This is a genomic window from Allocatenococcus thiocycli (genome assembly GCF_921292965.1).
Classification (GTDB): Bacteria; Pseudomonadota; Gammaproteobacteria; order Enterobacterales; family Vibrionaceae; genus Vibrio; species Vibrio natriegens.
On sequence record NZ_CAKLCK010000020.1, the window covers coordinates 1 to 24,656 of the forward strand.

A 24,656-nucleotide genomic window follows, 5' to 3' on the forward strand; every position below is an offset into this window, starting at 1 on the left:
GGCAAGCTTCGTGTGGATGCAGCAAGTCCGTTTATGCTTAATCAATTGGTCCCTCTCACTCAGGAATTTCACGAGTGTTTTCCTGATATTGAGTTGGAATTGTCCTCAAACGAAGGTTACGTAGATTTACTTGAGAAGCGCACAGATGTCGCGATTCGAATCGGTAAACTCGCCGATTCTTCGCTACATTCATCATTCTTGGGTAAGAGTGCGTTGTTCGTGGTGGCATCTCCCGATTATCTCGCCCGAAAAGGTTTCCCTTTTACGCCCGAAGACCTTTTACAGCACGATATTATCGGCTTCACTTCGCCTAGGGCGTTAAATGTCTGGCCAGTGCAAGGTGTTGATTATATTGAACCTACTATTGCGTGTAGCAGTGGTGAAACGGTTCGACAGCTTGTTCTCAGTGGAAATGGGGTCAGTTGTCTGTCTGGATATATGGTAAAGAAGGATATTGCAGCAGGGCGATTAGTGGTCCTTTTGGACTCGTTTATGACTCGATCTTCAGAGCGTGAGTTGATCAATGCCGTGTATTACAAATCTTCACACGTCGCTCGCCGGATATCGGCGTTCATCGACTTTATCAAGCCACGTCTGACGCTTTAGTTCCATCTGTCATTTCTCCTGTTACTTTTGCAATTATTGCAAAAATGTTTTGTCCTTTTGCTGCTTAATTGATGTGAGCTGCGTTGTTAAACTCCGCTAAAACGTATTCAGATATCAATAGAGGCTCTTATGACTGACGCATTATTTCAACCGCTCAAAGTAGGTCGATTCCAGTTAGCTAACCGTATCGTTATGCCGCCAATGACTCGTTCAAGAGCGACTCAACCACATGATGCGGCAAATGAATTGATGGCCAAGTATTATGCTCAGCGAGCGAGTGCGGGCCTGATCGTCAGCGAAGGGACTCAAATTGCGCCTAACGGTAAAGGGTATGCGTGGACGCCTGGTATATACAGTGAAGAGCAAATCGCGGGTTGGAAAAAAGTGACAGATGCCGTGCATGCTGAAGGCGGTGTCATTTTTGCGCAGCTTTGGCATGTGGGGCGCGTTACTCATCCAGATAACATTCTTGGCGAACAACCTATTTCAGCATCAGCCATTCGTGCTGAAGGGGTTAAAGTGTTTATTGATAATGGTACGGATGCACCAGGTTTTGTTGATACTGCTGAGCCAAGAGCCATGACAGAAGAAGATATTCAGCAGGTCATTGGTCAATTTCATCAAGCAGCAAAGAATGCGTTGCTAGCCGGATTTGATGGTATCGAACTTCATGCTGCGAATGGTTACCTTATCAATCAGTTTATCGACTCTGAATCGAATCACCGTACAGACATGTATGGCGGCAGTTTACCGAATCGACTCCGTTTTCTTGACGAAGTGGTGACCGCACTGTGTGAGGCGATTGGTTCTGACCGCGTTGGTGTGCGCCTGGCACCACTGACAACATTAAATGGAACGGTGGATGCGAATCCTGCTGAAACTTATGTTGCGGCAGCCAAGTTGCTCAATCAACATGACATTGCGTATTTGCACATCGCAGAAGCAGACTGGGAAGATGCTCCTCTGATGCCCGTTACCTTTAAGCAGGAATTACGTGAGGTTTTCTCTGGTACCATCATCTATGCGGGTAAATACAACGTGGAAAAAGCAGTTCAAGCTTTGGATTTAGGTTTGGCTGATATGATTGGGTTTGGACGACCATTTGTGTCAAACCCAGATTTACCAGCCCGAATTAAACATGGTCATCCTTGGGCATCTCATCACCCTGACACTCTATTTGGTGGCGGCGAAAAAGGGTTGATTGATTACCCAACTTATTCTGAGAGCTAATCTCCATTTAAGCTACGTTCATGTTAAGCCTCTTCAGTGAGGCTTTTCTATTCTTTGGGGGCGGGAAATAGTTTGGAGTATCTCTCCAGATCATTGATAGTTAGCTACTTAATGGTGTCATATAACCTGATCATTTCATTCTCCTCGCTGGTATAAGTCGTTTGAACGAGTCGCAAAGTTTCATCTTCAAATAACCGTTCCTTTTTGAGGATGTACTAAGCTACTTAGACAGCCATCAACATAATACAAAAAGGAATTGTTATGAAAATCAAGCTCATTGGGTTGGCACTTCTTGCTGCGGCTGGCAGCTGCTCTGTTTCTGCTGGTGAGAACGTGGTTTACCAAGTTGGTGATGTTTCTTACGAAGGGTATTGGGCTAAAGTTGACGATAATGCGCCGCTCGTGTTGTTGGTCCACGATTGGGACGGGCTGACCGAGTACGAAGAAAAGAGAGCGCAAATGCTTAACGACATGGGTTACAACGTATTTGCTGCTGATCTGTTTGGCCAAGGAGTACGCCCAACTAAAGTGGAAGATAAAAGGCAGCATACCGGGGAGCTTTATAAGGACAGGGAAAAGCTGAGAACGCTAATGAACGCCAGCTTGGCAGAAGCGGGCAAGCTGGGTGGCAATTTAGATAACACGGTTGTGATGGGGTACTGCTTTGGCGGTGCGGCAGTATTGGAGTCTGCGCGATCTGGCATGAGTGCGAAAGGTTTCGTCACTTTCCATGGTGGCCTTAAAACACCAGAAGGTCAAAGTTATGCAGATACCAAGGCTCCGGTTCTTATTCTTCATGGCACGGCTGATACTGCAATACCAATGAGCGAATTTGCTCAGTTGGCTGACGAACTCGAGCAAAACAAAGTTCCACATGAAATGGTGGCTTACGGCGGTGCACCTCATGCCTTCACCGTGTGGGACTCCGATCGTTATCGTAAAGATGCGGATGAAAAGTCTTGGCAAGCATTCTCAAGCTTCTTGACCGCGAATACGACAAAGTAAAGTTAAAGCATCACGTAGCATCTCATCAAATCTCAAAGGCTACCAAGATTCACGGTAGCCTTCTTACTGTCTGTACTTCTTTCCTTTACAATTCAACCCTGATTTACTGAAGCACAATTATAAAAAAGGACTTTTTCATGCTTCTTGATGCCACCGTCTGGGTATGGCTACCCCTTTTGTTTGCGACAGCTACAGCTTTCACTCGACATAAATTGGCGGCGATATTGCTGTTACTCTTGGCTCTGGTATGTGCTCTTATCGTTGACCGCATTGAGTTTATCGCGTTTATTACGGCATTGTTTGTGCTCGCTACCGCTTACCAATTACCCAGGCTTGCTAACAACCAAAAGGGTAGGTGGGTTTACTATAGTGGCTGGGCACTTGTTCTGATTTGGTGTGCGGTGCTGTTTACCCACGCTATGCCGGGATTTAATAACCTCCAAGTGCTTGATGATGTTAAATCGGGCCCGCAAAGTATTCCCTTCTCAATGTATTTGAATTTGGATAAACCACTCGCCTTTTTTGCTCTTCTACTCGCTTACCCGAAGTTATTGGGGGAAACACAGCAAATCGAATTTAAGCATATTTTATTGATACTGGTTCCGTTGCTCAGCTTACTGCCAATTGCGAGTTTTTTGGGAGCATTGAAGGTGGAACTTAGCCTACCTGGCTGGTGGTGGTTATTTGCTGTTAATAACTTGATGATTACCTGCGTTGCGGAAGAAGCATTATTTCGTGGGTTGATTCAACAATCTCTGGGCCGTCGTTTTAACTGGAAAGTTGGCTTGGTAGTTGCGGGTGTGTTGTTTGGTGTCGCGCATATCGCTGGTGGCGGATTACTTGTCTTATTCGCGACGCTTGCAGGGTTAGGCTACGGGTTGATTTTCTACGTGACTGGCCGATTATGGTGTGCGGTATTGGCGCATTTTCTGTTTAACTTTGCTCATCTAATTTTCTTTACCTATCCGGCAGCCGCACAATGATTGTTATCGTGTAACTCTTCGGTGTGAAAAGAGATTCAACCGTGGCCAAGGTTGTTTGGCCACAATAGTTGAAAAGTATGTTGGAGTTAAACCGCCAGTTCTTTTGACGTCTTAATGTAAATATCACGCAGCCTTAATGCGATTTCACCAGGTTTGCCAGTGCCAATCGGCTTATCATCGATTGCTACGACAGGCCACACGAAGGTTGTTGCAGAGCTGATAAACGCTTCTTTTGCCTGATAAGCTTCTTCGATGGTAAAGAAACGCTCTTCAATGGTTAAGTTCAGATCTTTAGCGAGCGTCATTAATGATGCACGGGTGATTCCGTGCAGAATATCATTGCTTAGCGGGCGAGTGACCAGCACATCATCTTGGGTAACAATATAGGCGTTACTTGAACCACCTTCGGTAACATAACCGTTTTCAATTAGCCAAACGTCTTCCGCGCCAGCTTCGTGGGCGATTTGTTTCGCTAAGCATGCGGGTAACAAGCTGGTGGTTTTAATATCACGTCGACGCCAGCGAATATCATTAAACGAAATGACTTTAATCCCTTTCTGAGCTTTTGGACTATCAATCAGATTGCGTGATTGAGTAAACAGCACCAGTGTGGGTTCAATCTTGTCACTGTATGAAAAGTCGCGGTCACCTTCATTCCCGCGAGTTAGCTGAAGATAGATTCCCCCTTCCACTAAACTGTTTTTTTCAATGAGCTGACGCTGAATATCCATCAACTGTTCACCAGTGACTGGCATCTTAATGCCAAGCTCTTTAGCCGAACGTTCTAAGCGGGCAAGGTGACCTTCGTGGTCAATCAATTTACCATCTAATACCGCCGTTACTTCATAGACGGCATCTGCAAAGAGGAATCCTCTGTCAAATACGGAAACTTTTGCTTCACTTTCAGCGAGAAACTTTCCATTGAGGTATACAATACGTTCCATTACTTTCCCCTTATCCCCACAATTTTCTGTCGAAAGGCAGCATAGAGTTGTTTTCGAACTCAAAGCCATGTTCGATATCTTCACTGAGCAGCAGCGGGCCATCTAAATCGACGACTTCCGCTCCTTGGGCGACGACAAATGCTGGCGCCATACTTAATGAAGAAGCCACCATGCACCCGACCATAATACGTAGACCTGCCGCTTGAGCCTGTTCTTTCAGTGCCAGAGCTTCAGTTAAGCCACCCGTTTTATCGAGCTTTATATTGATCATGTCATATCGACCAATGATCTTTGGTAGACTCATTCGATCATGACAAGATTCGTCGGCACAAATTGCTATCGGTCGTTCAAGGTCATCCAATATATGATCGTCATCGGCATGAAACGGCTGCTCAATCATTGAAACATCCAGCTTTAATAGTTCAGGTATCAGCTGATTATAGGTATCTAACGTCCATGCTTCGTTGGCATCCAGAATGATCGCAGAGTTGGGTGCACCGCGGCGCACTGCCTGAACACGCTCAAGATCTTCTGCACCACCTAATTTCAGTTTAAGCAGTGGTCGATGAGAATGCTCAATTGCCTTTTTCTCCATATTTTCTGGGGTATCCAAAGAGAGGGTGTACGCTGTGGTTAGTTCACCTGCTGCCAAACCAATTTTTTCCCAGATAGACTGGTTTGCGGTTTTACATTCCAAATCCCACAGAGCGCAGTCGACGGCATTACGCGCTGCGCCCGATGGTAATAACGGTTGCAACTCTTCTCGGCTTATCCCAGCTTCAATATCAGGGATGATGCTTTCTATCTCTGCCAACACATTTTGAATAGATTCACCGTATCGGCCATATGGGACACATTCGCCACGTCCTTTCAAGCCTTGGTGTTCTATTTCAACAATGATGGTTTCTGCGTGGGTTTTACTACCCCTAGAGATAGTAAAACTACCGAGAATCGGCCAACTTTTCGTTTCAAGACTAACCTTCATTACAGCTCCGCTAATTTATCGACAATACGCGCTACGCCCTGACGGAATGGATCGACAACTGGCAAGCCTACTTCAGACTCAACGTTATCCATGTATTCCATCGCTTCACTTTCTGACAGGCCTGAAGTGTTGATTGAGATACCGACAAATTGGACATTTGGATTGGTGAGTTTTGCGGTGGCAATATTGGCTTCCATACAAGCTTTGATATCCGGTAATGGATAATCAGGCAGGCCACGCATATGGGTGCGAGTCGGCTCATGACACAACACTAAAGCGTCTGCTTGAGAGCCATGGATAAGACCTGTGGTAACACCTGCAAATGAAGCGTGGAATAACGATCCTTGGCCTTCTATGACATCCCAATGTTGTGGATCATTTTCTGGCGCGATGGTTTCAATAGCACCGGCAATGAAATCGGCGACCACACAGTCTGCACTCACACCATCACCAGTGATCAGAATACCCGTCTGACCGGTGGCGCGAAAATCAGCATCGATGCCTCGCTCTTTCATTTCTTTCTCGATCGCCAGCGAGGTATACATTTTGCCTACCGAGCAGTCTGTACCTACCGTTAGTAGGCGTTTGCCTGAACGTTTCTTACCGTTTGCGACAGGGTAGGTTTGTGTTGGATAGCGAACATCGAAAAGGCTGCAGCCATTTTTCTTTGCACTCTCTACCAGTTCTGGAATGTCGCTTAATTTATTATGTAAACCTGCAGCGATATCCATACCTGATTCAAGTGCTTCGATCAGGACCGAAATCCACTCCTCAGAAATCACGCCACCTCGGTTAGCAACGCCAATAACCAATGTTTTGGCACCCGCCTCAACAGCTTGTGCCACACTTAGATCGTCAAGACCAACATCAGCATTACAACCCTCAAGGCGTAATTGTCCAACACAATGTTCTGGTCGCCACGTTTTGATTCCCTGTGCGACTTTCGCTGCTAAAGCATCTGCAGCATCGCCTAAAAATAATAGATAAGGTTGTTTAAGTTCCATCTTGTGTTAACTCCATGTCGTGAATTGGATTTCTTACTAGCTTTTAATCTTGCTTCTCAATACAAACTACAGTGCAAAATTCGTGACATCAACATCAGTCGATACGTGAAAATATTTAAAGTATAAGCAATGAAACTCAAAAACATGCAATATATATTCAAATAAAATGCATTTAATGCATATATATTCACTTAATTTTGTTTTCATAATATTCTGATTTTGACCTTGGCGTCGCGCGTTAAATGTCGTTTATGTGTATGTCAGTAACAGATTGTTTTAGTACTTAGTGAATTACGCGTCTTATCTATAAAATACGCCATGACTTATTCATTGGTCATTTATACTAAGTTTAAATTAATATATAGATGATTCTATTTTGTGATGTAATTCAAATTTTCCTGGTTGGTTTTATAATTAGAGCCCAATGATATTTTTTAATATTCATCCAAATGCACCAAAATAATACATATTGACCCTAATTGGTGCGTAGTTTGTCATTTTTGTCTTGTTTTTATCGTAATAATCCCATATTTATTTTATGGTTTTATTGGTGCTTGCTTTTATATATTAATCTGATATTTTGATTTATATCGAAATAATATACAGGTTTTAGAATTCCAGTTCGGAACTTATACCATGAGAGTTTATTTAGGGTATCTCACTGTAAAAAGCTTAATGGCTGAGTGTATGTGCTGATTGGAACGATGGTCTGTATATTGCTTAATTGATATTGAGCGTATTTGCGTTGAGTTTATTTGGTGGCTTAGGCAACTCGTGTAGAAAGACCGTAAATTATCGCAAAATAAGAGCTATAACCGTTATTAATCGGCTCATCAAATACAATCCAATGAATTGTGTTCGTAGAGCTGACATGGAAGAAATTCAATACCAATTTGAATGAGGAAATGGTCATTTCATTGCGTTGGATAAATCGCATAGAGCAAGGTGTCGATAGCATTAACTTGTTATTTTAATTACCGATCTCTTACCCAACCATCAGCGAATTTAACCTGCAAGAATGATGAAAAACTTACTCCGATTGGTATATCACTGGGAAAGAGTTAATGATCACTGCTGAAGCTGTTATCAATCTAAAAGCACTTAGCGATAACTACGATGTACTTAAAAATAAATGCGCTGATAAATCTGTTGTCGCTGTGATAAAAGGTGACGCTTACGGGCATAACGCAGTAAAAACTGCACAAACACTGACGCAAGCCGACATGTTTGCTGTGTCTCGTATCGAAGAAGCGCTAGAGCTAAGAAGCGAAGGTATTAAACAGCCAATACTGCTGCTGGAAGGTTGTTTTTGTAAAGCCGATCTGGAAACGGCTGCACGTGAAGGTTTCCATACGGCGATTCATTGCAAAGAGCAGTTGGAAGATCTTAAACAGGCTGATATCACTACCCCTGTTACGGTCTGGCTAAAACTGGATACTGGGATGCATAGGTTGGGGATCCACCCCTATGAACTCAGCGACTACGTTCGACAAATCGAAGCGACGAATAAACTCGCGGGACCGGTTGGTTTCATGAGTCATTTTAGCTGTGCTGACGATTTATCCTCTCCTGCGACACAAAAGCAGATCGATCTGTTTCTGTCGCAAACCGCCGACTTCCCAGGACCTAAAACACTAGCTAACTCAGCGGGCATTCTGTATTGGTCTGACTCTCACCTCGATTACATGAGAGCGGGCATTTCTCTTTATGGTATCTGCCCAAATGAAAATGAAACGGGTAAGGAGCATGGGTTACGTTGTGTAATGACGCTGAACTCAAAGCTCATTGCGATACGTGAGCATAAGGCGAATCAACCTGTCGGTTATGGTGAAAGCTGGACTTCAGAACGTGATACCAACATTGGTGTTATCGCGATGGGGTATGGTGACGGCTATCCACGAAATGCACCGGTAGGTACACCTGTCTATATCAACGGACGAATCGTTCCTATCTCTGGTCGCGTTTCTATGGATATGGTTACTGTGGATCTTGGGCCTGATGCACGTGATGCTGTCGGAGATACCGTCGAGTTTTGGGGCGACAATCTACCGATTGAAAAAGTCGCGAAACACATAGGTACCATTCCCTATGAGCTCGTAATCAAACTGACTAAGCGAGTTCGCAAAACGTACGTAGAAGTTTAGTTGCAACCAGCCCTGCTTAATCAAATGATTAATAGGGTTCAAGCCATAGAAATATTTGGGTTGGTTTCGCTATTTAGAGTCGTCATTAGAGTGGGTTGAGTCACGGCCAGTTCGAATGTTATCAACCGAATCCTTATAAAAGGATGAGGTGGTATGCATCAGCTGTTTTACGATCTGCTCTTTGTCCGACTCACTGATCAGACGCTGCCTGACAAACTTCTCAAGGTGCGCTTTTTGAACCGTATTCAGCATATGGTGTAGCCATTTTCTATGGGCTGTCGCTGTAATTACGGGGTAGGTTTTGTCCAGCTGACTGACGGTATCTGCGCTTTGCTGGCGCCAGGACGCCCAAACCTGAAGCACTTGTTTTTTCAAAGCGGGTTCAACTGGGTAGTCGTTTAGCAGAGCTTTAAGTTCGATAAGCGTTAAATCGGTAGTAAGTAATCGCGACCAAGCGAGTTCGTATTGAATGGACACATCGGATGTTGGCTTATGTGACCATTTATCAAGCGCGCGTCTCAGCCATCGCTTATGAGTAGTTTGAGTGGCTGGATGTTGGTATTTATGACGCGCCGCATCCATTTGTTGATCAAAAAACTCTCTGTGCTTTTGATAACTTTCCATTGATATCAAGCCTTGATCATAAAGCAGATAGAGATATTCACTCTCGATACTCAGGCCTTCCATGATGAGTTTCTTATACAAACTTTGAGTGTCCACTGCTGTGGTGTAGAGGTGGCGTAAGTCGCGCTTTTCTTCATCCACATGCGATTTAAGTGATTGCATGATTTCATCAGGAGCACCGCTGTCGGCTAACGGTGTTTTAGCCAGATGTGCCAACACTTTCTCACTGGCTTTCATCGCCGATAACATAAGTTCTTTCTTTGTAATCTTCTCTTCAATGCTGGTTTCATCCAGTTTTAAGCGGCTCGCAAGAGGAGATAACGTCAGCCCTTGAATTAAAATGGTAAAGAACACCGCACCCATGGCGACGGCTAACATGGTTTCTCGTTCTTCGATAGCAAATAATGAGGTATCGGTAATCACCAATATCGAAAGTGCAAGAGTGACCGCACCTCTTAGCCCACCCCATAAGCAGATGTGCTGGTATGATCGAGGCAGCGAGTAAGAAAGGCGGCGAAGTCGCCCAAAAAATGGCAAAATCCAGTACACAAAACCCGCCCTTGCGGCAAGCATGCTAATGATCACCAGCAGAGTGTTTAACCAGTGCGACGCGATCAGTTCCAAGTTTAACCACAACCCCACCAGTATAAAAATCATGGCTTTAGCGAGATCGGATAAGTAGGTCCAGAAGCTATTTAGATACTGATTGGACTCATTACTTATCGGCAATGGTGTGTTTTTTGCCAAGACCAAACCGCAAATCGTCAAAGCGACAATACTGCTGGCATGGACAAACTGCTCAACAGCGACAAAGCATCCAATCGCAGTGACAAGGCTGATGCTTATTTCGATATAAGGATCGTCGGGCAGCGCCTTCATCAGCCAGAGAAGCAGGTGACCCGTGACATAGCCACAAAGTGCACCGACTACAAAGACCCAAGTGAATTGCCACAGCCCGGTGACTACCATTTCGGTCGGGGTTAGGTGCATGGCAAAAATTAGCACTGCGATTTTGTATGCTGCAATGACGGTTGCATCATTGAATAAACTTTCTCCCTCTACAATCGTGATGAGATCTTTAGGCGCGCCGGACTCCTTAAAAATAGCGATCGTGGCGCTGGGGTCGGTAGCACTTAAAATAATCCCAAGGATTAGGGCGGTCTGAGGCGTTAAAATACCAATAAAAACAAGTGTCGCCGTAATGACTAACGTTGAGAACATGACGCCGGGAATGGCCATGATCATAATCGCGGACCAGTTAGCGGTGAACTTAGCAAAATCGAATTTATAGGCGGCCTCAAACACCAATAACGGTAGGAAGACGAATAAGATAGTCTTCTCTGCAATATCGGGTTCGTAGAATATGCTGATGCCTGCTGGCAGTTCGGGTAGAAGTGTAAGGCAAACACCAGACATCACCAGAATAATTGGGAAGGGGACTTGCAGCGCTCTTGCTATCAGGGACGAAGCCACGGATACCGTGATTAACAGTACGATACCTAAGATCGATGATATGAAAATATCAGGAACATTCATACTTACTGGACGTCTTATTGGCTGCGCTAAACCTATGAATTAATAATGGTTCATCTTTGGATAAGATTCCTGATTAATTTGAAAAGTACCTAATGTTCCTTATCTGTTTATCATTCACGCGATCGAATTTACTTTTTGCAGCTAATGACGGCCGCAATGATTAACCCCATCCCGATGCCAGCAATCAGACAGCCGACAAAGGCGAGCGCAGAATGCTGAATAAAGATCATTCCCACCCCTAAGCCGAGTAGTGTTCCACCGCCAATAGCCCAGTTGCTTTTATCTTTCGGGTTTGTCTCATCGTTCATTTTACAACTCCTTGATCGTTGTATCTGTGACTAACTATAGCTAAGGATTTGGCAATGATGATGTCGAAGGTTTCAACTTGGTGTTTTCTAGCCAATAAGACTATTAAATGCTTGTCGTGAAAGATTAAAAAACAAAGGTGAAATAGTGCTGTTAAATGAAATTAGCCTGAAGACATAGACTAGAATTAGAGTAAAAGAACTTATTTCTCAAGGTATCAGAGTGCCTTGTCTCACGCTGTTGACTTACTTGCAATATCGATGAGCAGACTGGTCATCGTAGTAAGTATAAGGATTCGATATGTTTGAGGTTTTTACACGTCTCGCTGATTGGGTGACTTACCAGCTTTTTTCTTTACAGCCCAATACCAAGCTCGCGGATGCTATGCATTTTTTTATTGAAGACGTCAGTAAAATCCTGGTGCTACTGGTCGTTATGATTTATGTAATTGCACTGTTTAGAGCCTCGTTAAATGTCGAAAAAGTGCGGCACTATTTAGCGGGAAAACGTAGATGGTTTGGTTATCTTGCGGGCAGCTTCTTTGGTGCAATCACACCATTTTGCTCTTGTTCTAGCATTCCAATCTTTTTAGGGTTTACCTCTGCAGGTATTCCTATTGGTATCACTATGGCTTTCTTGATTACCTCACCATTGATTAACGAAATCGCCGTGTTGTTGCTATTCAGTTTACTTGGCTGGAAGTTCACCGTTATGTACGTGGTGATAGGGATGCTTATCGGCATCGTGAGTGGCTGGATCCTTGATGTGATCGGCGCACAGCGCTGGTTACAGCCACTGGCATCAAAGGCGATGCGAAACGCCAAAACTCCGCAACAGAGTCATGAAACCCTAAGTGGCAATGGGAGCGCGGGAATAACGTTGTCAGAGCGACACACGTTTGCCAAGCAAGAGATGGTCGAGATTGTAGGTCGTGTCTGGAAGTGGGTGTTTATTGGTGTCGGCATTGGAGCTGGCTTACATGGCTTTGTTCCTGATGGTTGGATAGAAACACATTTGGGATCCGGTCAATGGTGGTCGGTTCCGGCGTCGGTACTTATTGGTATTCCGCTCTATTCGAATGCGACTGGTGTGATTCCGGTGATGGAAAGCTTACTTCAAAATGGTTTGCCAATCGGTACAACATTAGCATTTTGTATGAGTACTGTTGCGGTGAGTATTCCTGAGTTTGTAATGCTGAAACAAGTTATGCAGTGGCGGCTTCTTGGTATGCTTTTCGGTATGTTGCTGCTCGCGTTTACGATGATGGGATGGATATTTAATTTACCACTGTGGCGATTTTAGGAGCTGGAGATGAAAATTTTTAAAGTGTTGGGGTCAGGTTGTGCGAACTGCGTTAATACCGCTAACTTGATTGAAAAAATTGCGGCGGAGCAAGGTGTTGAGGTTGAAGTGACGAAAATTACGGATATGGAAACCATCATGAACTACGGAGTGATGTCTACACCAGCCGTGGTGATGGACGAAGAGTTGGTGCATTCTGGCGGAGTCCCTCAAGCGGAAAAAATTCAGTCGTGGCTAACATCTTGATGGCAATAAAAAAGGCTGTTTTGCAACAGTCTTCCTTTCTTTAATATCTAGCCCATGACTTGGTTTGGTAGCCAAGTCACTAAATCTGGGAAAACCATAACGATACACAAAACCAGCAACTGAACCAGGATAAATGGGGTAACTGATTTATAGATATCCAGCATGGTAATACCTTTTGGCGCGATGCCTTTTAAGTAGAACAGAGCGAAGCCATAAGGTGGAGTTTGTACTGCGATAACAATGTTTAGGATCATCAGAACACCAAACCAGATAGGGTCGTAACCCAGTGCGACAGCGACTGGTGTAAAGATCGGCGCACACATCAAGACAATAATGAACTCATCAATGATGAAGCCCAGAAGTAGCATGATGATCTGGAACATGATTATGATCATGATCGGTGGTAGATCGAGACTGGTTGTAATGTCTGAAACCATGCCTTGTACTCCCATCAGAAGGTGGAAGTTACTGAATACTGACGCACCAAGGATGATCCACATTGCGACGCTGACTAAGGTTGCCGTTTGTAGCCCGGCTTTCTGAACCATTGCTGGCTTAAAGCGTTTAAACAAAATAGACAGGATAATCGCACCCACAACACCAATTGCACCGGATTCGGTCGGTGTCGCGATACCGGCGATAATACTGCCCAACACAGCAACAATTAGTAACAGAGAAGACGCGCCGTCACGAATGGTTCTGAACAACTCATAACCTTTCGGGATCTCGATGTCATTGTCGCTATCAGTGTCTAGTGGAGCGCGATCCGGGTTGAGTTTACAGGAAATCACTACGTAGCTAATAAGAAGCACAATAGTAATCAATGCGGGAACCATAGCGCCAAGAAACATCTTTCCGACCGAGTTTTGGGTCGCGGATGCAAACATGATCATAGGGATGCTTGGCGGAATGAGGATACCTAGAGAGCCGCCAGCCATGATGACACCCAATGCCAGGCGTTTATCGTAGCCACGTTCTAGCATCGGTTTTAATGCGATGCTGCTCGACGTCATGATACCTGCGCCGATAATACCAACCATAGCGCCAATCATTGAACACACGCCTATAACGCTGATCGCCAATGAGCCGCGAATTCGCCCGATAGCTAACTGACTGGCGTTAAACATGGCATCCCCGATGCCCGAGCGAGTCAGAATCTGGCCCATGTAAATGTATAGTGGTATTGCCAAAAGGATGAAGTTGAAAAAGGTGCTCTCTACGGTAGTCGGTATAATATTAAATAAACCTTCACCCCACGTTATGTAGCCAACGCCCATGGCGATTGCCGCTAATGCGAGTCCGACTTGTGCACCTAAAGCAAAAGCGGTAAGGATACAGGCCAATAACACCCCTGTAAGTACTTCAATCTCCATATGCCACTTCCTCTGTGTTTTGCTCTTTATTAAATTTTGTTGAATCTACTTTGAACGGCTGCTCTTCAAGCGAAGAGGGTACGTCGTGCTTTGATGGTTTCAGAAGTTCTCTGGATGTCAGCAGATAGAACAGGTTGCAAATGATTTGCACCGAGTACTGGGCAATAAAAACCCCTGAAGATACCGTAATCATCAGCCAGAAATGATGTAACGGTGGAGCCCATTCACTCTGAGTTCGGTAGTTAAGCTCCAGGCTTTCGAAAAACATGCCACCGCACACTTTGGCCATTACGGCTAAGAAGCCGATAGCCAATACGGCTGTTAGCAAATCGAAACAACGTCTAACTTTTTCGGAAACCTTAGCGTGGATAATATCTACATTGATATGGGCGCCTTTTTGCTGTGCATACGCGCCACCCAGTGCTGAAATATAACCAAATAGAAACAACGATGTGTCGTATCCCCAAATGGTCGGGCGGTCCAGAACATATCTTGCGAACACTTCGTAAGCGACGACACCAGCGAGTATTGGCAGGAGGTAGGAAACAGAACGCCCAATACCTCTAACTACACTCTGAACAACTCGACAGTATCCTATGAGAATTTTTTCAATCATGTGGCCTCCTTGCAAAACAGACAAACAGAGGCGGAGCGAACTCCACCTCTCAATTCTTTGTTACTGTTTTTCCAATATGTCGATAAGCTGTTTAGAGTACTTATCTGCTGCTGCGTATTCTGCTGCAAGAGATTTACCCGCTTCTTCCCATGCTTTTTTGTCTGCTTCAGATGGTTCTGGGCTCCATTTCAAACCTTTCGCTTCCATATCGGCGATTGCCTGAGATTCCCACAGGATAGATTTGGTCATCTGCTCTTGTGCGTGAACGGTGGTAGCAGCGCTGACGATAGCTTGTAGGTCCGGAGATAGCTTCGCCCACGCTTTCTTGTTGACCACAATCGGCAACACCTGTGCGCCAGCCAGAGGTAGCGGGTACATGTATTTCGCTACTTCAACGTGGTTACCGTCGCGGTGGTCAATCATGTTCGAGCCAATTGAACCGTCGATGACGCCTGTAGCCAGAGAGGTGTAGATTTCACTCCAAGCGAGTGAAACAGGTGAAGCCCCAAGGTTTCTCAGGAACTTGCCGTAAGCACCTGGCGCGCGAATTTTCATGCCTTTGAAGTCTTCAACAGACTTAATTTCTTCTTTAGTAATGATGTATACCGGAGGCTGAATGTAAGGATCCAACCACACTAGATTTTGAGAACCATAGGCGTCTTTTAATACTTCTGACCAACCCTTTTCGTGGAACAAGGTCGAAAGTTCGCCCACATCGTCAGTACCGCCCGGTAAGCCAATCTCGACAACGCCAGCTGGGAGTTCACCCGCGTGCATAGATTGAAATGGTGCACCCATCTGGATCAGGCCAGATTTAACAGCACCCAGAATACCCTTAGTACCAACGCCTTCGCCTGAATATAAAACCTGTACAGCGATGCGACCGTCAGACATGGTTTCAATATTCTTTGCCAGGTTTTCGTAAACTTGTCCATAAGCCGTTCCACGACCATAAAGGTTGGCAAAGCGCCAGTTCTGCTCTGCAGCAAAACTTGCCGCTGAAGTAGCCATAGCGCCCAATCCCAGTGTCGCTGCAAGCATACTGCTCAGTAGCTTTTTACCTTTTCCCTTTAGCATAGAAAGCCCTCTTCTAAATGTTTTTCGATTCCGTTTTCGATACTCATATTAAGAGTCGAGTGCTAAAGGAATAGAACCAGTCGGTGACATACGATGGTACCAGTTTAAATTTTTATGCTGGTACCATGAATATTTTCAAACTGGTACTTAGGCGCCGTTTTTTTTGTCGATAGCATTCTTCTCATAGACGAAAGTAAGAGAGTGAATTATGGACAAGGTTTCGAACCAATCCCTGTTAAAGGGAACGTGTGATGCAAGCGATGACGCTATTGCTGTTGTGAACCCAGCAACAAATGAAGTGATTGGCTATGTTCCATCACTACAGCCAGCGCAAATTGAAGGGCTAATTGAGCAGTCCAAACAAGCTCAGAAATTATGGCAGGATCGAACCGCGTCAGAGCGCTCCGCCATTTTAAGGCGTTGGTACGATCTGGTTATCGAAAACAGTGATGATCTCGCCCGCATTATGACCTTGGAGCAAGGCAAACCAGTAGCTGAAGCGAAAGGTGAAATTATTTACGGCGCATCATTTATTCAGTGGTTTGCCGAAGAAGCGAAGCGCACATATGGCGATACCATTCCGACACCAGCGGGTAGCAAAAGACTCATGACAATCAAGCAGCCAATTGGTATTGCTGCAGCGATTACACCATGGAATTTTCCGACTGCGATGATCACGCGCAAAGCCGCGCCAGCATTGGCAGCAGGCTGTAGCTTTATTGTCAAACCAGCAAATCAAACTCCGCTTTCTGCCTACGCTATCGCTGAATTAGCTTATCAGGCTGGACTGCCGAAAGAGTTGCTGGTTGTGGTGAACAATCACTCTTCTGTCGCGATTGGCGATCTTTTCTGCCAACACCCAGATATTCAAAAATTGTCTTTCACTGGCTCGACTGGGGTGGGTAGCCAACTGATAAAACAGTGTGCTGACACCATCAAGCGCACATCCATGGAACTCGGCGGAAACGCGCCATTTATTGTGTTTGATGATGCCGATATTGATGAAGCGGTTAAAGGTGCGATCGCCTCTAAGTTTCGTAACGCGGGTCAAACCTGTGTCTGCGCTAACCGCTTCTATGTGCAGGATGCCGTATACGACCAATTTGTTGAAAAATTCAAAGCCGCTGTGGCTGAGCTCAAAGTCGGAAACGGTATTGAGCCTGGCGTAACAATTGGGCCACTTATCGACAGCAAAGCGAAAGCACAGGTGATGGGTTATATCGAAACAGCTGTCGCACAAGGCGCGAACGTAGCCTTTGGTGGCGATGACCTGGGTGGATTATACGTACAGCCAACGATTCTGACGGATGTGACTCAGGATATGGATATTGTACAGACGGAACTATTTGGCCCAGTTGCTCCAATTATCCGTTTTAGCAATGACGAAGAGCTGGTCACGCTCGCCAACGATACGATTTACGGCTTAGCCAGTTACTTCTACACCAATACGCTAACTCGCGCGTTCTCTATCGTCGAAAAGCTGGAATACGGAATGGTGGGAGTGAACGAAGGGATTATCTCAAATGAAGTCGCTCCGTTTGGTGGCGTTAAACAATCTGGTTTTGGCCGCGAAGGTGCAAAACAAGGTATCGATGAATACTTGAACATTAAATACATCTGCCTCGGCGGAATGTAATAAACAACAGACTGACGATAGTTTTAAAGGAACAAGGCTATGACAAATTCACAATGGCAAGAGCGTAAAGAAAAAGTAGTTGCTAAGGGCATGGCAAACCTTAGCGCGGTATACATCGAGAGTGCGAAAAATGCACTTTTGACGGATATCGAAGGCAAAGAATACATCGATTTTGCCGCTGGTATCGCAGTAACGAACACGGGGCATTCTCACCCTCAAATTATTGCAGCAGTAAAAGAGCAACTAGAAAAGTTCAGTCACACTTGTTCAATGGTTACGCCATACAGCAGCTTTATTGAATTGGCAGAAAAAATCGTCGATGTTGCGCCGGGTGAAGGTGAGAAAAAAGTTGCCTTTTTAACCACGGGCGCGGAAGCGGTGGAAAACGCAGTGAAAGTGGCACGCGCTCATACTGGCCGTAGTGGCGTGATTGCCTTCAAAGGTGGTTTTCATGGTCGTACCAATATGTGTATGGGCCTAACGGGTAAAGTTGCCCCGTACAAAGCAGGCTTTGGTCCTTTTCCTAACGAAATCTATCACTTGCCGTTTCCAAATGAATATCATGGTATCTCTGAGCAACAGAGCTTAGATGCATTGGATGATTTGTTCGCGTGTGATATTGAACCAACTCGCGTTGCGGCGATGATCTTTGAGCCAATTCAGGGCGAAGGTGGCTTTTACCAGGCACCTGCTTCGTGGGCACAAAAGCTGAGAGAGATTTGTGATAAACACGGCATTGTTCTTATCTGTGACGAAATTCAGACCGGCTTTGCTCGAACTGGCAAGATGTTTGCTTCAGAATATCTTGGAATCGTTCCCGATATCACTACAATGGCAAAAGGTATCGCTGGTGGATTCCCGCTATCGGGTATTGTTGGTAAAGCTGAGATCATGGATTCAGCAAATCCAGGTGGTTTAGGTGGTACTTATGCTGGTTCACCTTTGGCTTGTGTCGCTGGTATTGAAGTTCTTAACATTATTGAGTCAGAATCTTTGTGTGAAAGAGCAGAGCAGATTGGCCAAACCTTCGCCGAGTTGTTATCTGAGATGCAGAAAGAAGTGCCCCAAATTGGTGACATTCGCCAAGTTGGTGCAATGATCGCAATCGAATTTAACGACCCTGGTACTAAAGCGCCATTACCTGAACTGACGAAAAAGCTGGTTGCAAGTGCAAATAAAGCAGGCGTGGTATTGCTTTCATGTGGCGTAAAAGGAAACGTTATCCGCTTCCTGCCACCGCTAACGATTGAAGATGAACTGATCTGTAAAGGGTTAGATATCATCAAATCTGAGTTGCAGGCTTTAACTCGATAGCTGATAAAACCTTCAAAAGCGGCATTTAACGTGCTGCTTTTGAGTGGTAAGGTTTAGTGGCCTGAATTCAGGTTAAGTAGTTGAAGCCGGGCATGTGTAAATGGCCGGCGCAGTAAAGGCTAGGTCATTTATGCTCCAGGGTTACATTCACATCGATCCTCTCGATTCTCGTACGTTACAAGAACAAATCAAAAGCAGCATCTCTCAGGCGATATTTGATGGCTTTGTTTCCAAACACCGCAGCCTTGAATCATCACGAAAGCTCGCTCAGTCCCTTTCTGTATCTCGGAACACTGTACTCAGAGTCTATGACCAACTCACTGATGAAGGTTTACTCATTTCGGTAGAGAGAAAAGGCTACTTCGTTAATCCTGAGTTAGAAGTTTCCGAAAAAAAAGCCCCTGAACGCGTACTTGAATCTGAAAGGCAACTGGATTGGGAAAAATACCTGATAGAAGGCGATGAAGCGCATGGTTCCGCCGCGAATAATCTCAAGAATTATCCTTACCTCTTTGTTCATGGTCAGGTCGATGAGGATCTCTTCCCGGTATCCGAGTGGCGTAAATGCAGCATTCAATCACTGAATAAGATCAATCACAAAAGTTGGACTTCTGACGATAATGACTACCACGATCTTATTGAGCAGATTCGAACCCGGGTACTGCCGAATCGCGGGATCTTTGTCGATGCGGATCAGATTGCGTTGACTCATGGTTGCCAGAACAGTTTGTACTTAATTTCCAAACTGCTGGTTTCACGTTATACAAAAGTCGGCTTTGAAAACCCAGGATACCCAGAAGCACTTCAGCAGTTCAGAGCAAGGCGGGCCAACGTTCAACCGTTAGAAGTCGATAGAGAAGGCATGGTTGTCGACGACAGATTGAACTCCTGTCAGCTTGTTTACACGACACCGAGTAATCAGTTTCCTACTACAGTTAGAATGTCTTCGCAACGAAGAAAGCAATTGATGGACAAGGCTGAGCAGGAAGATTTGCTCGTTATTGAGGACGACTTTGAGCATGACATCAACTTCATCAGCGACAAGTGCCCGGCGCTTCGTAGCGAGTACCCGAGTGAGCGTATTATTTATATCTCTAGCTTTTCCTCGATTATCGCACCGGGCTTAAGGTTAGGGTTTATTGTGGCGTCGCCACCGCTCATTAAGCAGATAAGACAAGTTCAGCAGCGCATGCACAGCCTGCCGCCAAAGAATAACTGCCAGACGCTGGCACTTTTCATTAGCCTTGGTTATTACGATTCGTTAATCCAGAAGATGTTGAAGAAATATCGTGAGAAGTGGTTAACCATGGAAAAAGCGTTAAACACTTATTTTCCTCAATCCGGTGTTATTCCCTCGCTCGCGGGAACCGCATTTTGGATAGATTATCGTGAAGACTTTGATGCCGGTTTACTTGAGGAATTGGCGAAGGCTCATGGCATATTGATAAACAACGGTGCCAAGTATTATACGTGTGAAAAACGTAATAACAGTTTCCGCCTCAGTTTTCAGTCGATAAAGAATTCCGATATTCGCAGCGGTATCGAGAAGCTCGCTCAATTGGCAAAGAAAATACTACCTATTCCGCGAGTAGAAGATGCAGAAGGCGTTCGCTTAAACGGCAAGCGTATACGAGAGTTACTTTCTGACAGGGTCGTTCTGACAAGAGATTGCTTCAATATCCCATACCGAATCACCTTCCAAGCGGATGGTAAGATGACAGGGGTGTCGGATAGACCGAATGACGCGGATGAAGGTTACTGGTGGATTGAAAATAATCACTTTATGTACCAGTGGCGTAACTGGCAATTTGCGGATGTACGCAGAGTAACGGTTATTTTGGATGGCGACGCTATCAAGCGGTTTGGTGAAGATGGCTACTTTATTGGCGATGCCACGCTGGTTGGTGAAACAGCCCAAGCCTAGAAACCAGTCAAAAGAACATGGTTGTATATAATCAACCATGTTCAAATTCGACCTGGCTATTTTCTTAATAGCGCTGGGTTTAATTAAACCGGTCCACTGAGAACAGCGACAAGTTAAACTTAGCCGGTTTATCAATCGCCATATCTGCGACCACTTCGCCAATCACGCTGGCGAATTTGAATCCATGCCCTGAAAAGCCGGACACTAGCACGACATTGTCGTTATCAGGGTGCTTATCGATAATGAAGTTTTCATCTGGCGTTCGGGTGTACATACAAGTTTTACCAAACTTCAGCGATTCAACGTGGGGCATGTGTTTATCTAGTAGTTGTTGAAGGTCTGCTGAATCTGCTTGGTTGTCGAAAGGCGTGATCTCTGCGTTGGGATCTTGGTCTTCACCTAGATCATGACGGCCTATTTTTAATCCTGCGCCGTCAATACTTGGGAACCCGTAATAGATACCCTCTGGCGTCACAAAGGAAAAGGCTGGGAAAGTTCCCTCTCCATAAAGAGCTTCTGGTGCGTTGTACCAGGCAAATGTTTTACGGATAGGGCTGATTGGTAAGGTTACGCCTAGCATATCCAGCAGGTCGTTTGACCATGCACCAACGGAGACGACCAATTTCTTACCCTGAAATGTATTGCCGTTTGCTGTAACGCTGACACCATCTTCAAGGCGTTCAATGCCAGATACCTTGTGGTGTGTAAGCAGTGTTGCGCCGTGAGCAAGGGCGAGATCACGGTATGCCTGAATGCAATCTTCCACTCTAAGCACGCCTGACGTCGACTCAAAACAACCGATATATTCTGGTGGCAGGTTGAGGCCTTCGAAGCGTTGGTTCGCCTCATCGGCACTTAAAATTTCAAGCGGAAGATGATGTTTTTTTGCACTGGCAATCAGCATCGAGATAAAAGGCGAGCGTTCATCACCAATGTTAAGAACACCTGTTTTGAGGAATAGAGATTTGCCTGATAACTGTTCTAACTCGCCCCACAATTCTTGCGCTCGTAACGCCAATGGTACGTATTCTTCACCTTCTCCGTATGCATGGCGGATAATGCGGGTTTCACCATGATGACTGGCGTGTGAATGGGGTGGATCAAAAGCATCAAGAAGTAGTACTTTTTTCCCTTGTTTAGCTAAAAAGTAGCCTGTGGACATGCCCATTGATCCTGCACCGACAACAATCACATCGTACTGCATTATGACTCCGTTAACGTTATGTAAAGCTGTTGAGACTCTATCATATTTCAATAGATTACAAAGGCACTAATAAAGGTAAACGAGTAAGTTCGAGTTTTACTGCTTTACGGTATGGGCTCACCGACATTACTAAACAGTCATTTTTTAGCGGTACTTCCAGACAGCGAGGTGAAAAACACTATTCATCTGCTTCTTTGGCCTGAATTATGCTTTATTTACTCTATTTGAGAGCTGTTTTCTTTCTCCCCGAATGTGATCCAGCGTCCAGATTCTTTTTGTTGAAACTTTGTTGTCTAGAGGATAGAAAATGCTTGTTGTACCGAGAGCAACAAAATCAGGGCGTATATGAGTTTTATATTCATATAGTGGTAATATGATTATAAAACAGTGGGTTAATTGCTTTTTGGGAGAGCTTTTATAAGGGCTGTCACACGGTAAAGGGTTAAGTAAGCCTTGATGTACCGAAAAGGAGTAGGGAGTACGCCTTAATTTTCATCCTTGAGTAAAGCCTCAAAGGGTGAGGGGCTCCCGAAGATAGCACTTATAATTTTTACTATTGAATCCACTTACTATGAATCGAAAACTATACAAGCAGCAACAGGTAAGTGGAGCGAGTAGGAGAAAAAACATGAGTGGCTTACAGGAAATACAATCAGCTGGTGCAAACGTCATTCTGCATGCTTTTGATTGGAAGTATGCTGACATTGCCCGACGTGCAAAAGAGATACATGAGCTAGGCTATGGTTCTGTTCTGGTCTCTCCACCAATGAAAAGTGCCAACGATGAACGCTGGTGGCAGCGATATCAGCCGCAAGATTACCGTGTTATCGACAATGCCCTCGGTGACACTCAAGACTTTATCCATATGGTTCAGGCGCTAGAACGTTTTGGTGTGCTAGTTTATGCAGACGTTGTCTTTAACCATATGGCGAATGAAGCGCATATGCGCCAAGACCTACAGTACCCAAGTCAAAAGATTTTACAGGAATACCAAAATCACCCAGAGAAATACCAAACGCTCAAACTGTTTGGTGACTTATCTGAACCGCTTTTTACCGAAGAAGACTTCGCGCAAGCATTTGGCATTAAAAACTGGAAAGACAAATGGCAAGTACAAAATGGTCGAATTACTGGTGGGCCTGCCGATCCGGGTTTGCCGACGCTAAAAGTATGTGATCATGTTGTTGAGCAGCAGCGAGCTTATTTGAAAGCGCTGAAAACGATTGGTGTAAAAGGGTTCCGTATTGATGCGGCCAAACATATGACTCTCGAGCACCTTAAGCTTGTCTGGACTGATGAGATTACCCGAGATGTGCACATTTTTGGTGAGATCATTACTGATGGCGGAGCAACAGTCGAAGAGTATCAGCTTTTTCTTGAACCATACTTGCAAGAAACGCGCTTAGGTGCCTATGACTTCCCGTTATTTACCACCATATTTAAAGCGTTTTCTAAAGCAGGTAGCTTTAAGTCGTTGATCGACCCATATTGTTTCGGTGAGGCATTGTCACCGGGTCGAGCCATCACTTTTGTTGTGACGCACGATATTCCAAATAACGATGTATTCCTCGACCTCGTTATGGATGAAGAAGACGAATGGTTAGCGTACGCGTATATATTGGGTCGAGACGGTGGTGTCCCTTTGGTTTACACCGACTTAGACACCAGTGGGATTAAAGACACAAACGGTAAACCAAGATGGAAAGGGGCATGGAGTGATCCTCGCATGGCTACCATGATTAAGTTCCATAATGCAGTTCATGGTCAACCTATGACGGTTTTAGAAGGTAACGACGACATGTTGGTGATAGAACGAGGTGACAAGGGGATAGTGATCCTTAATAAATCGTCTCGTCCACAATCTTTGTCGCTTTCCACAAAGGGGAACTGGATAGATATGATGACCGGGTTGTCAATCTCATCCAGCGAGGAGATTAAAGTGCCCGCTAAATCCTCAATGTTACTTTTGGCGCAGTTATAGTTAAACGCGCTTGTTTAACGTCGATTCGTTAAGGCGTTAAACAAGCCTTCTTGGTGATATGAGCATTGAGAGCCAAGTCATTCTCGCTGACCCAAGCATCTCGAGGTTATTTGGGTATAAAGCGTTTAGTATCGAGTTTTTTTCGAACGAGTGTTCGGAGAGTTTCATGCCGATATTTTGGTTTGGGAGAAAACTTGTTTGATCTGATGAGACAGATCAATCTTAACCATTTTTTCACCTGTCGGTCACATTAGGTCATCTACACTTATTGTTGAATCGGCAGGCACAAGGAGACGGCTATGATTGCAGTTCATCGAGACTATTGTTTATCCAGACGCCCGGATTTACACGCGCATATAGAAGTAAACCCAGTCGGTAAATTAAAAGTCGAAATCGTCGAACTTCAAGAGTGTCACTCGACCGCGTTTGACGATTTGTCTTTTGAAAGCCGCGGCAACGAGACGCGAATTTGCGGTAAAGACAACGCGACTCCTTGGCAATTCAAGCTTGCGGTTTCTGACGCTAGAGAGCTTTCTCATTTAGTCGAGGAAGCGAGTGAAGAATATGAGATTTTAATGAATGATCTTATGTGATTTCGACTTCTAGTGGCGTGTAG

21 protein-coding genes are annotated in these 24,656 nt (G+C 44.9%); 12 read left to right on the plus strand and 9 right to left on the minus strand.

Going from position 1 to position 24,656, the window contains the following annotated elements:
- The 4 genes from L9Q40_RS07405 to L9Q40_RS07420 form a co-directional block, all read left to right on the plus strand.
- On the plus strand, nucleotides 1-606 hold a 606-nt coding region (locus L9Q40_RS07405), incomplete at its 5' end, for a LysR substrate-binding domain-containing protein (protein ID WP_498792938.1).
- A gap of 129 nt (nucleotides 607-735) precedes the next feature.
- On the plus strand, nucleotides 736-1,836 hold the full coding sequence (locus L9Q40_RS07410) for an alkene reductase (protein WP_498792939.1): 1,101 nt from the start codon (nucleotides 736-738) through the stop codon (nucleotides 1,834-1,836).
- Nucleotides 1,837-2,097: 261 nt separating this feature from the next.
- Entirely contained in the window at nucleotides 2,098-2,841 is a 744-nt protein-coding gene (locus L9Q40_RS07415; RefSeq protein WP_498792940.1) for a dienelactone hydrolase family protein, read from the plus strand.
- Between the two features lie 137 nt (nucleotides 2,842-2,978).
- Nucleotides 2,979-3,824, plus strand: a complete 846-nt coding sequence (locus tag L9Q40_RS07420) for a CPBP family intramembrane glutamic endopeptidase (RefSeq protein ID WP_065298231.1) — start codon at nucleotides 2,979-2,981, stop codon at nucleotides 3,822-3,824.
- An 86-nt stretch (nucleotides 3,825-3,910) separates the two neighbouring features.
- Here L9Q40_RS07420 and L9Q40_RS07425 read toward each other — a convergent pair whose 3' ends face one another.
- Genes L9Q40_RS07425 through dgcN form a run of 3 tightly spaced genes read right to left on the minus strand, consistent with a single transcriptional unit; the run spans nucleotide 3,911 to nucleotide 6,757 of the window.
- On the minus strand, nucleotides 3,911-4,768 hold the full coding sequence (locus tag L9Q40_RS07425; protein ID WP_498792941.1) for a D-amino-acid transaminase: 858 nt from the start codon (nucleotides 4,766-4,768) through the stop codon (nucleotides 3,911-3,913).
- Nucleotides 4,769-4,778: 10 nt separating this feature from the next.
- A complete protein-coding gene (gene dgcA / locus L9Q40_RS07430; RefSeq protein ID WP_014234720.1) occupies nucleotides 4,779-5,753 on the minus strand; it encodes an N-acetyl-D-Glu racemase DgcA in 975 nt (324 codons plus the stop codon).
- Nucleotides 5,753-6,757, minus strand: a complete 1,005-nt coding sequence (gene dgcN, locus L9Q40_RS07435) for an N-acetyltransferase DgcN (protein ID WP_065298234.1) — start codon at nucleotides 6,755-6,757, stop codon at nucleotides 5,753-5,755. Before dgcN ends, dgcA begins: the two co-directional genes overlap by 1 nt.
- A gap of 1,064 nt (nucleotides 6,758-7,821) precedes the next feature.
- On the opposite strand from dgcN, the gene alr reads away from it, so the two are divergent.
- A complete protein-coding gene (alr, locus tag L9Q40_RS07440; RefSeq protein ID WP_020335354.1) occupies nucleotides 7,822-8,901 on the plus strand; it encodes an alanine racemase in 1,080 nt (359 codons plus the stop codon).
- Between the two features lie 69 nt (nucleotides 8,902-8,970).
- Here alr and L9Q40_RS07445 read toward each other — a convergent pair whose 3' ends face one another.
- Together L9Q40_RS07445 and L9Q40_RS07450 are read right to left on the minus strand one after the other, a co-directional pair.
- Nucleotides 8,971-11,061, minus strand: coding sequence for a cation:proton antiporter (locus tag L9Q40_RS07445; protein ID WP_498792942.1), 2,091 nt, complete (start codon nucleotides 11,059-11,061; stop codon nucleotides 8,971-8,973).
- A 128-nt stretch (nucleotides 11,062-11,189) separates the two neighbouring features.
- Nucleotides 11,190-11,369, minus strand: a complete 180-nt coding sequence (locus tag L9Q40_RS07450) for a hypothetical protein (RefSeq protein ID WP_065298237.1) — start codon at nucleotides 11,367-11,369, stop codon at nucleotides 11,190-11,192.
- Nucleotides 11,370-11,667: 298 nt separating this feature from the next.
- Here L9Q40_RS07450 and L9Q40_RS07455 point away from each other — a divergent pair, with 298 nt between their 5' ends.
- Together L9Q40_RS07455 and L9Q40_RS07460 are read left to right on the plus strand one after the other, a co-directional pair.
- A complete protein-coding gene (locus L9Q40_RS07455; RefSeq protein WP_498792943.1) occupies nucleotides 11,668-12,669 on the plus strand; it encodes a permease in 1,002 nt (333 codons plus the stop codon).
- A 9-nt stretch (nucleotides 12,670-12,678) separates the two neighbouring features.
- Complete coding sequence (locus tag L9Q40_RS07460) at nucleotides 12,679-12,915, plus strand: thioredoxin family protein (RefSeq protein WP_065303884.1); 237 nt, start codon at nucleotides 12,679-12,681, stop codon at nucleotides 12,913-12,915.
- A gap of 47 nt (nucleotides 12,916-12,962) precedes the next feature.
- Here L9Q40_RS07460 and L9Q40_RS07465 read toward each other — a convergent pair whose 3' ends face one another.
- From L9Q40_RS07465 to L9Q40_RS07475, 3 genes are read right to left on the minus strand one after another with little or no spacing between them, the layout of a single operon-like run.
- On the minus strand, nucleotides 12,963-14,288 hold the full coding sequence (locus L9Q40_RS07465; RefSeq protein ID WP_014234713.1) for a TRAP transporter large permease: 1,326 nt from the start codon (nucleotides 14,286-14,288) through the stop codon (nucleotides 12,963-12,965).
- Nucleotides 14,278-14,904 (minus strand): TRAP transporter small permease subunit, encoded by a 627-nt coding sequence (locus L9Q40_RS07470; protein WP_014234712.1) that lies wholly within the window; start codon nucleotides 14,902-14,904, stop codon nucleotides 14,278-14,280. Before L9Q40_RS07470 ends, L9Q40_RS07465 begins: the two co-directional genes overlap by 11 nt.
- Before the next feature lie 60 nt (nucleotides 14,905-14,964).
- Entirely contained in the window at nucleotides 14,965-15,981 is a 1,017-nt protein-coding gene (locus L9Q40_RS07475; RefSeq protein ID WP_065298240.1) for a TRAP transporter substrate-binding protein, read from the minus strand.
- Nucleotides 15,982-16,189: 208 nt separating this feature from the next.
- On the opposite strand from L9Q40_RS07475, the gene L9Q40_RS07480 reads away from it, so the two are divergent.
- From L9Q40_RS07480 to pdxR, 3 genes are all read left to right on the plus strand, one after another.
- Nucleotides 16,190-17,617: an NAD-dependent succinate-semialdehyde dehydrogenase gene (locus L9Q40_RS07480; RefSeq protein ID WP_498792944.1), complete on the plus strand. Its 1,428-nt coding sequence runs from the start codon at nucleotides 16,190-16,192 to the stop codon at nucleotides 17,615-17,617.
- Between the two features lie 39 nt (nucleotides 17,618-17,656).
- Nucleotides 17,657-18,931, plus strand: a complete 1,275-nt coding sequence (gabT, locus tag L9Q40_RS07485) for a 4-aminobutyrate--2-oxoglutarate transaminase (RefSeq protein WP_065303882.1) — start codon at nucleotides 17,657-17,659, stop codon at nucleotides 18,929-18,931.
- Nucleotides 18,932-19,031: 100 nt separating this feature from the next.
- Nucleotides 19,032-20,855, plus strand: a complete 1,824-nt coding sequence (pdxR, locus tag L9Q40_RS07490) for a MocR-like pyridoxine biosynthesis transcription factor PdxR (RefSeq protein ID WP_014234708.1) — start codon at nucleotides 19,032-19,034, stop codon at nucleotides 20,853-20,855.
- Nucleotides 20,856-20,934: 79 nt separating this feature from the next.
- Here pdxR and solA read toward each other — a convergent pair whose 3' ends face one another.
- Nucleotides 20,935-22,059, minus strand: coding sequence for an N-methyl-L-tryptophan oxidase (solA, locus tag L9Q40_RS07495; protein WP_498792945.1), 1,125 nt, complete (start codon nucleotides 22,057-22,059; stop codon nucleotides 20,935-20,937).
- 628 nt (nucleotides 22,060-22,687) lie between these two features.
- Between solA and L9Q40_RS07500 the strand changes: the two genes are divergently transcribed.
- Both L9Q40_RS07500 and L9Q40_RS07505 read left to right on the plus strand, forming a co-directional pair.
- Entirely contained in the window at nucleotides 22,688-24,040 is a 1,353-nt protein-coding gene (locus L9Q40_RS07500; RefSeq protein WP_498792946.1) for an alpha-amylase family protein, read from the plus strand.
- A 299-nt stretch (nucleotides 24,041-24,339) separates the two neighbouring features.
- Nucleotides 24,340-24,633: a hypothetical protein gene (locus L9Q40_RS07505; protein WP_014234702.1), complete on the plus strand. Its 294-nt coding sequence runs from the start codon at nucleotides 24,340-24,342 to the stop codon at nucleotides 24,631-24,633.
- Nucleotides 24,634-24,656: the final 23 nt, after the last annotated feature.

Excerpts from the sequence above, each read along its gene's own strand:
- L9Q40_RS07410 (WP_498792939.1), top strand. The coding sequence starts at position 736 with ATGACTGACGCATTATTTCAACCGCTCAAAGTAGGTCGATTCCAGTTA.
- L9Q40_RS07415 (WP_498792940.1), top strand. The coding sequence starts at position 2,098 with ATGAAAATCAAGCTCATTGGGTTGGCACTTCTTGCTGCGGCTGGCAGC.
- L9Q40_RS07420 (WP_065298231.1), top strand. The coding sequence starts at position 2,979 with ATGCTTCTTGATGCCACCGTCTGGGTATGGCTACCCCTTTTGTTTGCG.
- L9Q40_RS07425 (WP_498792941.1), bottom strand. The coding sequence starts at position 4,768 with ATGGAACGTATTGTATACCTCAATGGAAAGTTTCTCGCTGAAAGTGAA.
- dgcA (WP_014234720.1), bottom strand. The coding sequence starts at position 5,753 with ATGAAGGTTAGTCTTGAAACGAAAAGTTGGCCGATTCTCGGTAGTTTT.
- dgcN (WP_065298234.1), bottom strand. The coding sequence starts at position 6,757 with ATGGAACTTAAACAACCTTATCTATTATTTTTAGGCGATGCTGCAGAT.
- alr (WP_020335354.1), top strand. The coding sequence starts at position 7,822 with ATGATCACTGCTGAAGCTGTTATCAATCTAAAAGCACTTAGCGATAAC.
- L9Q40_RS07445 (WP_498792942.1), bottom strand. The coding sequence starts at position 11,061 with ATGAATGTTCCTGATATTTTCATATCATCGATCTTAGGTATCGTACTG.
- L9Q40_RS07450 (WP_065298237.1), bottom strand. The coding sequence starts at position 11,369 with ATGAACGATGAGACAAACCCGAAAGATAAAAGCAACTGGGCTATTGGC.
- L9Q40_RS07455 (WP_498792943.1), top strand. The coding sequence starts at position 11,668 with ATGTTTGAGGTTTTTACACGTCTCGCTGATTGGGTGACTTACCAGCTT.
- L9Q40_RS07460 (WP_065303884.1), top strand. The coding sequence starts at position 12,679 with ATGAAAATTTTTAAAGTGTTGGGGTCAGGTTGTGCGAACTGCGTTAAT.
- L9Q40_RS07465 (WP_014234713.1), bottom strand. The coding sequence starts at position 14,288 with ATGGAGATTGAAGTACTTACAGGGGTGTTATTGGCCTGTATCCTTACC.
- L9Q40_RS07470 (WP_014234712.1), bottom strand. The coding sequence starts at position 14,904 with ATGATTGAAAAAATTCTCATAGGATACTGTCGAGTTGTTCAGAGTGTA.
- L9Q40_RS07475 (WP_065298240.1), bottom strand. The coding sequence starts at position 15,981 with ATGCTAAAGGGAAAAGGTAAAAAGCTACTGAGCAGTATGCTTGCAGCG.
- L9Q40_RS07480 (WP_498792944.1), top strand. The coding sequence starts at position 16,190 with ATGGACAAGGTTTCGAACCAATCCCTGTTAAAGGGAACGTGTGATGCA.
- gabT (WP_065303882.1), top strand. The coding sequence starts at position 17,657 with ATGACAAATTCACAATGGCAAGAGCGTAAAGAAAAAGTAGTTGCTAAG.
- pdxR (WP_014234708.1), top strand. The coding sequence starts at position 19,032 with ATGGCCGGCGCAGTAAAGGCTAGGTCATTTATGCTCCAGGGTTACATT.
- solA (WP_498792945.1), bottom strand. The coding sequence starts at position 22,059 with ATGCAGTACGATGTGATTGTTGTCGGTGCAGGATCAATGGGCATGTCC.
- L9Q40_RS07500 (WP_498792946.1), top strand. The coding sequence starts at position 22,688 with ATGAGTGGCTTACAGGAAATACAATCAGCTGGTGCAAACGTCATTCTG.
- L9Q40_RS07505 (WP_014234702.1), top strand. The coding sequence starts at position 24,340 with ATGATTGCAGTTCATCGAGACTATTGTTTATCCAGACGCCCGGATTTA.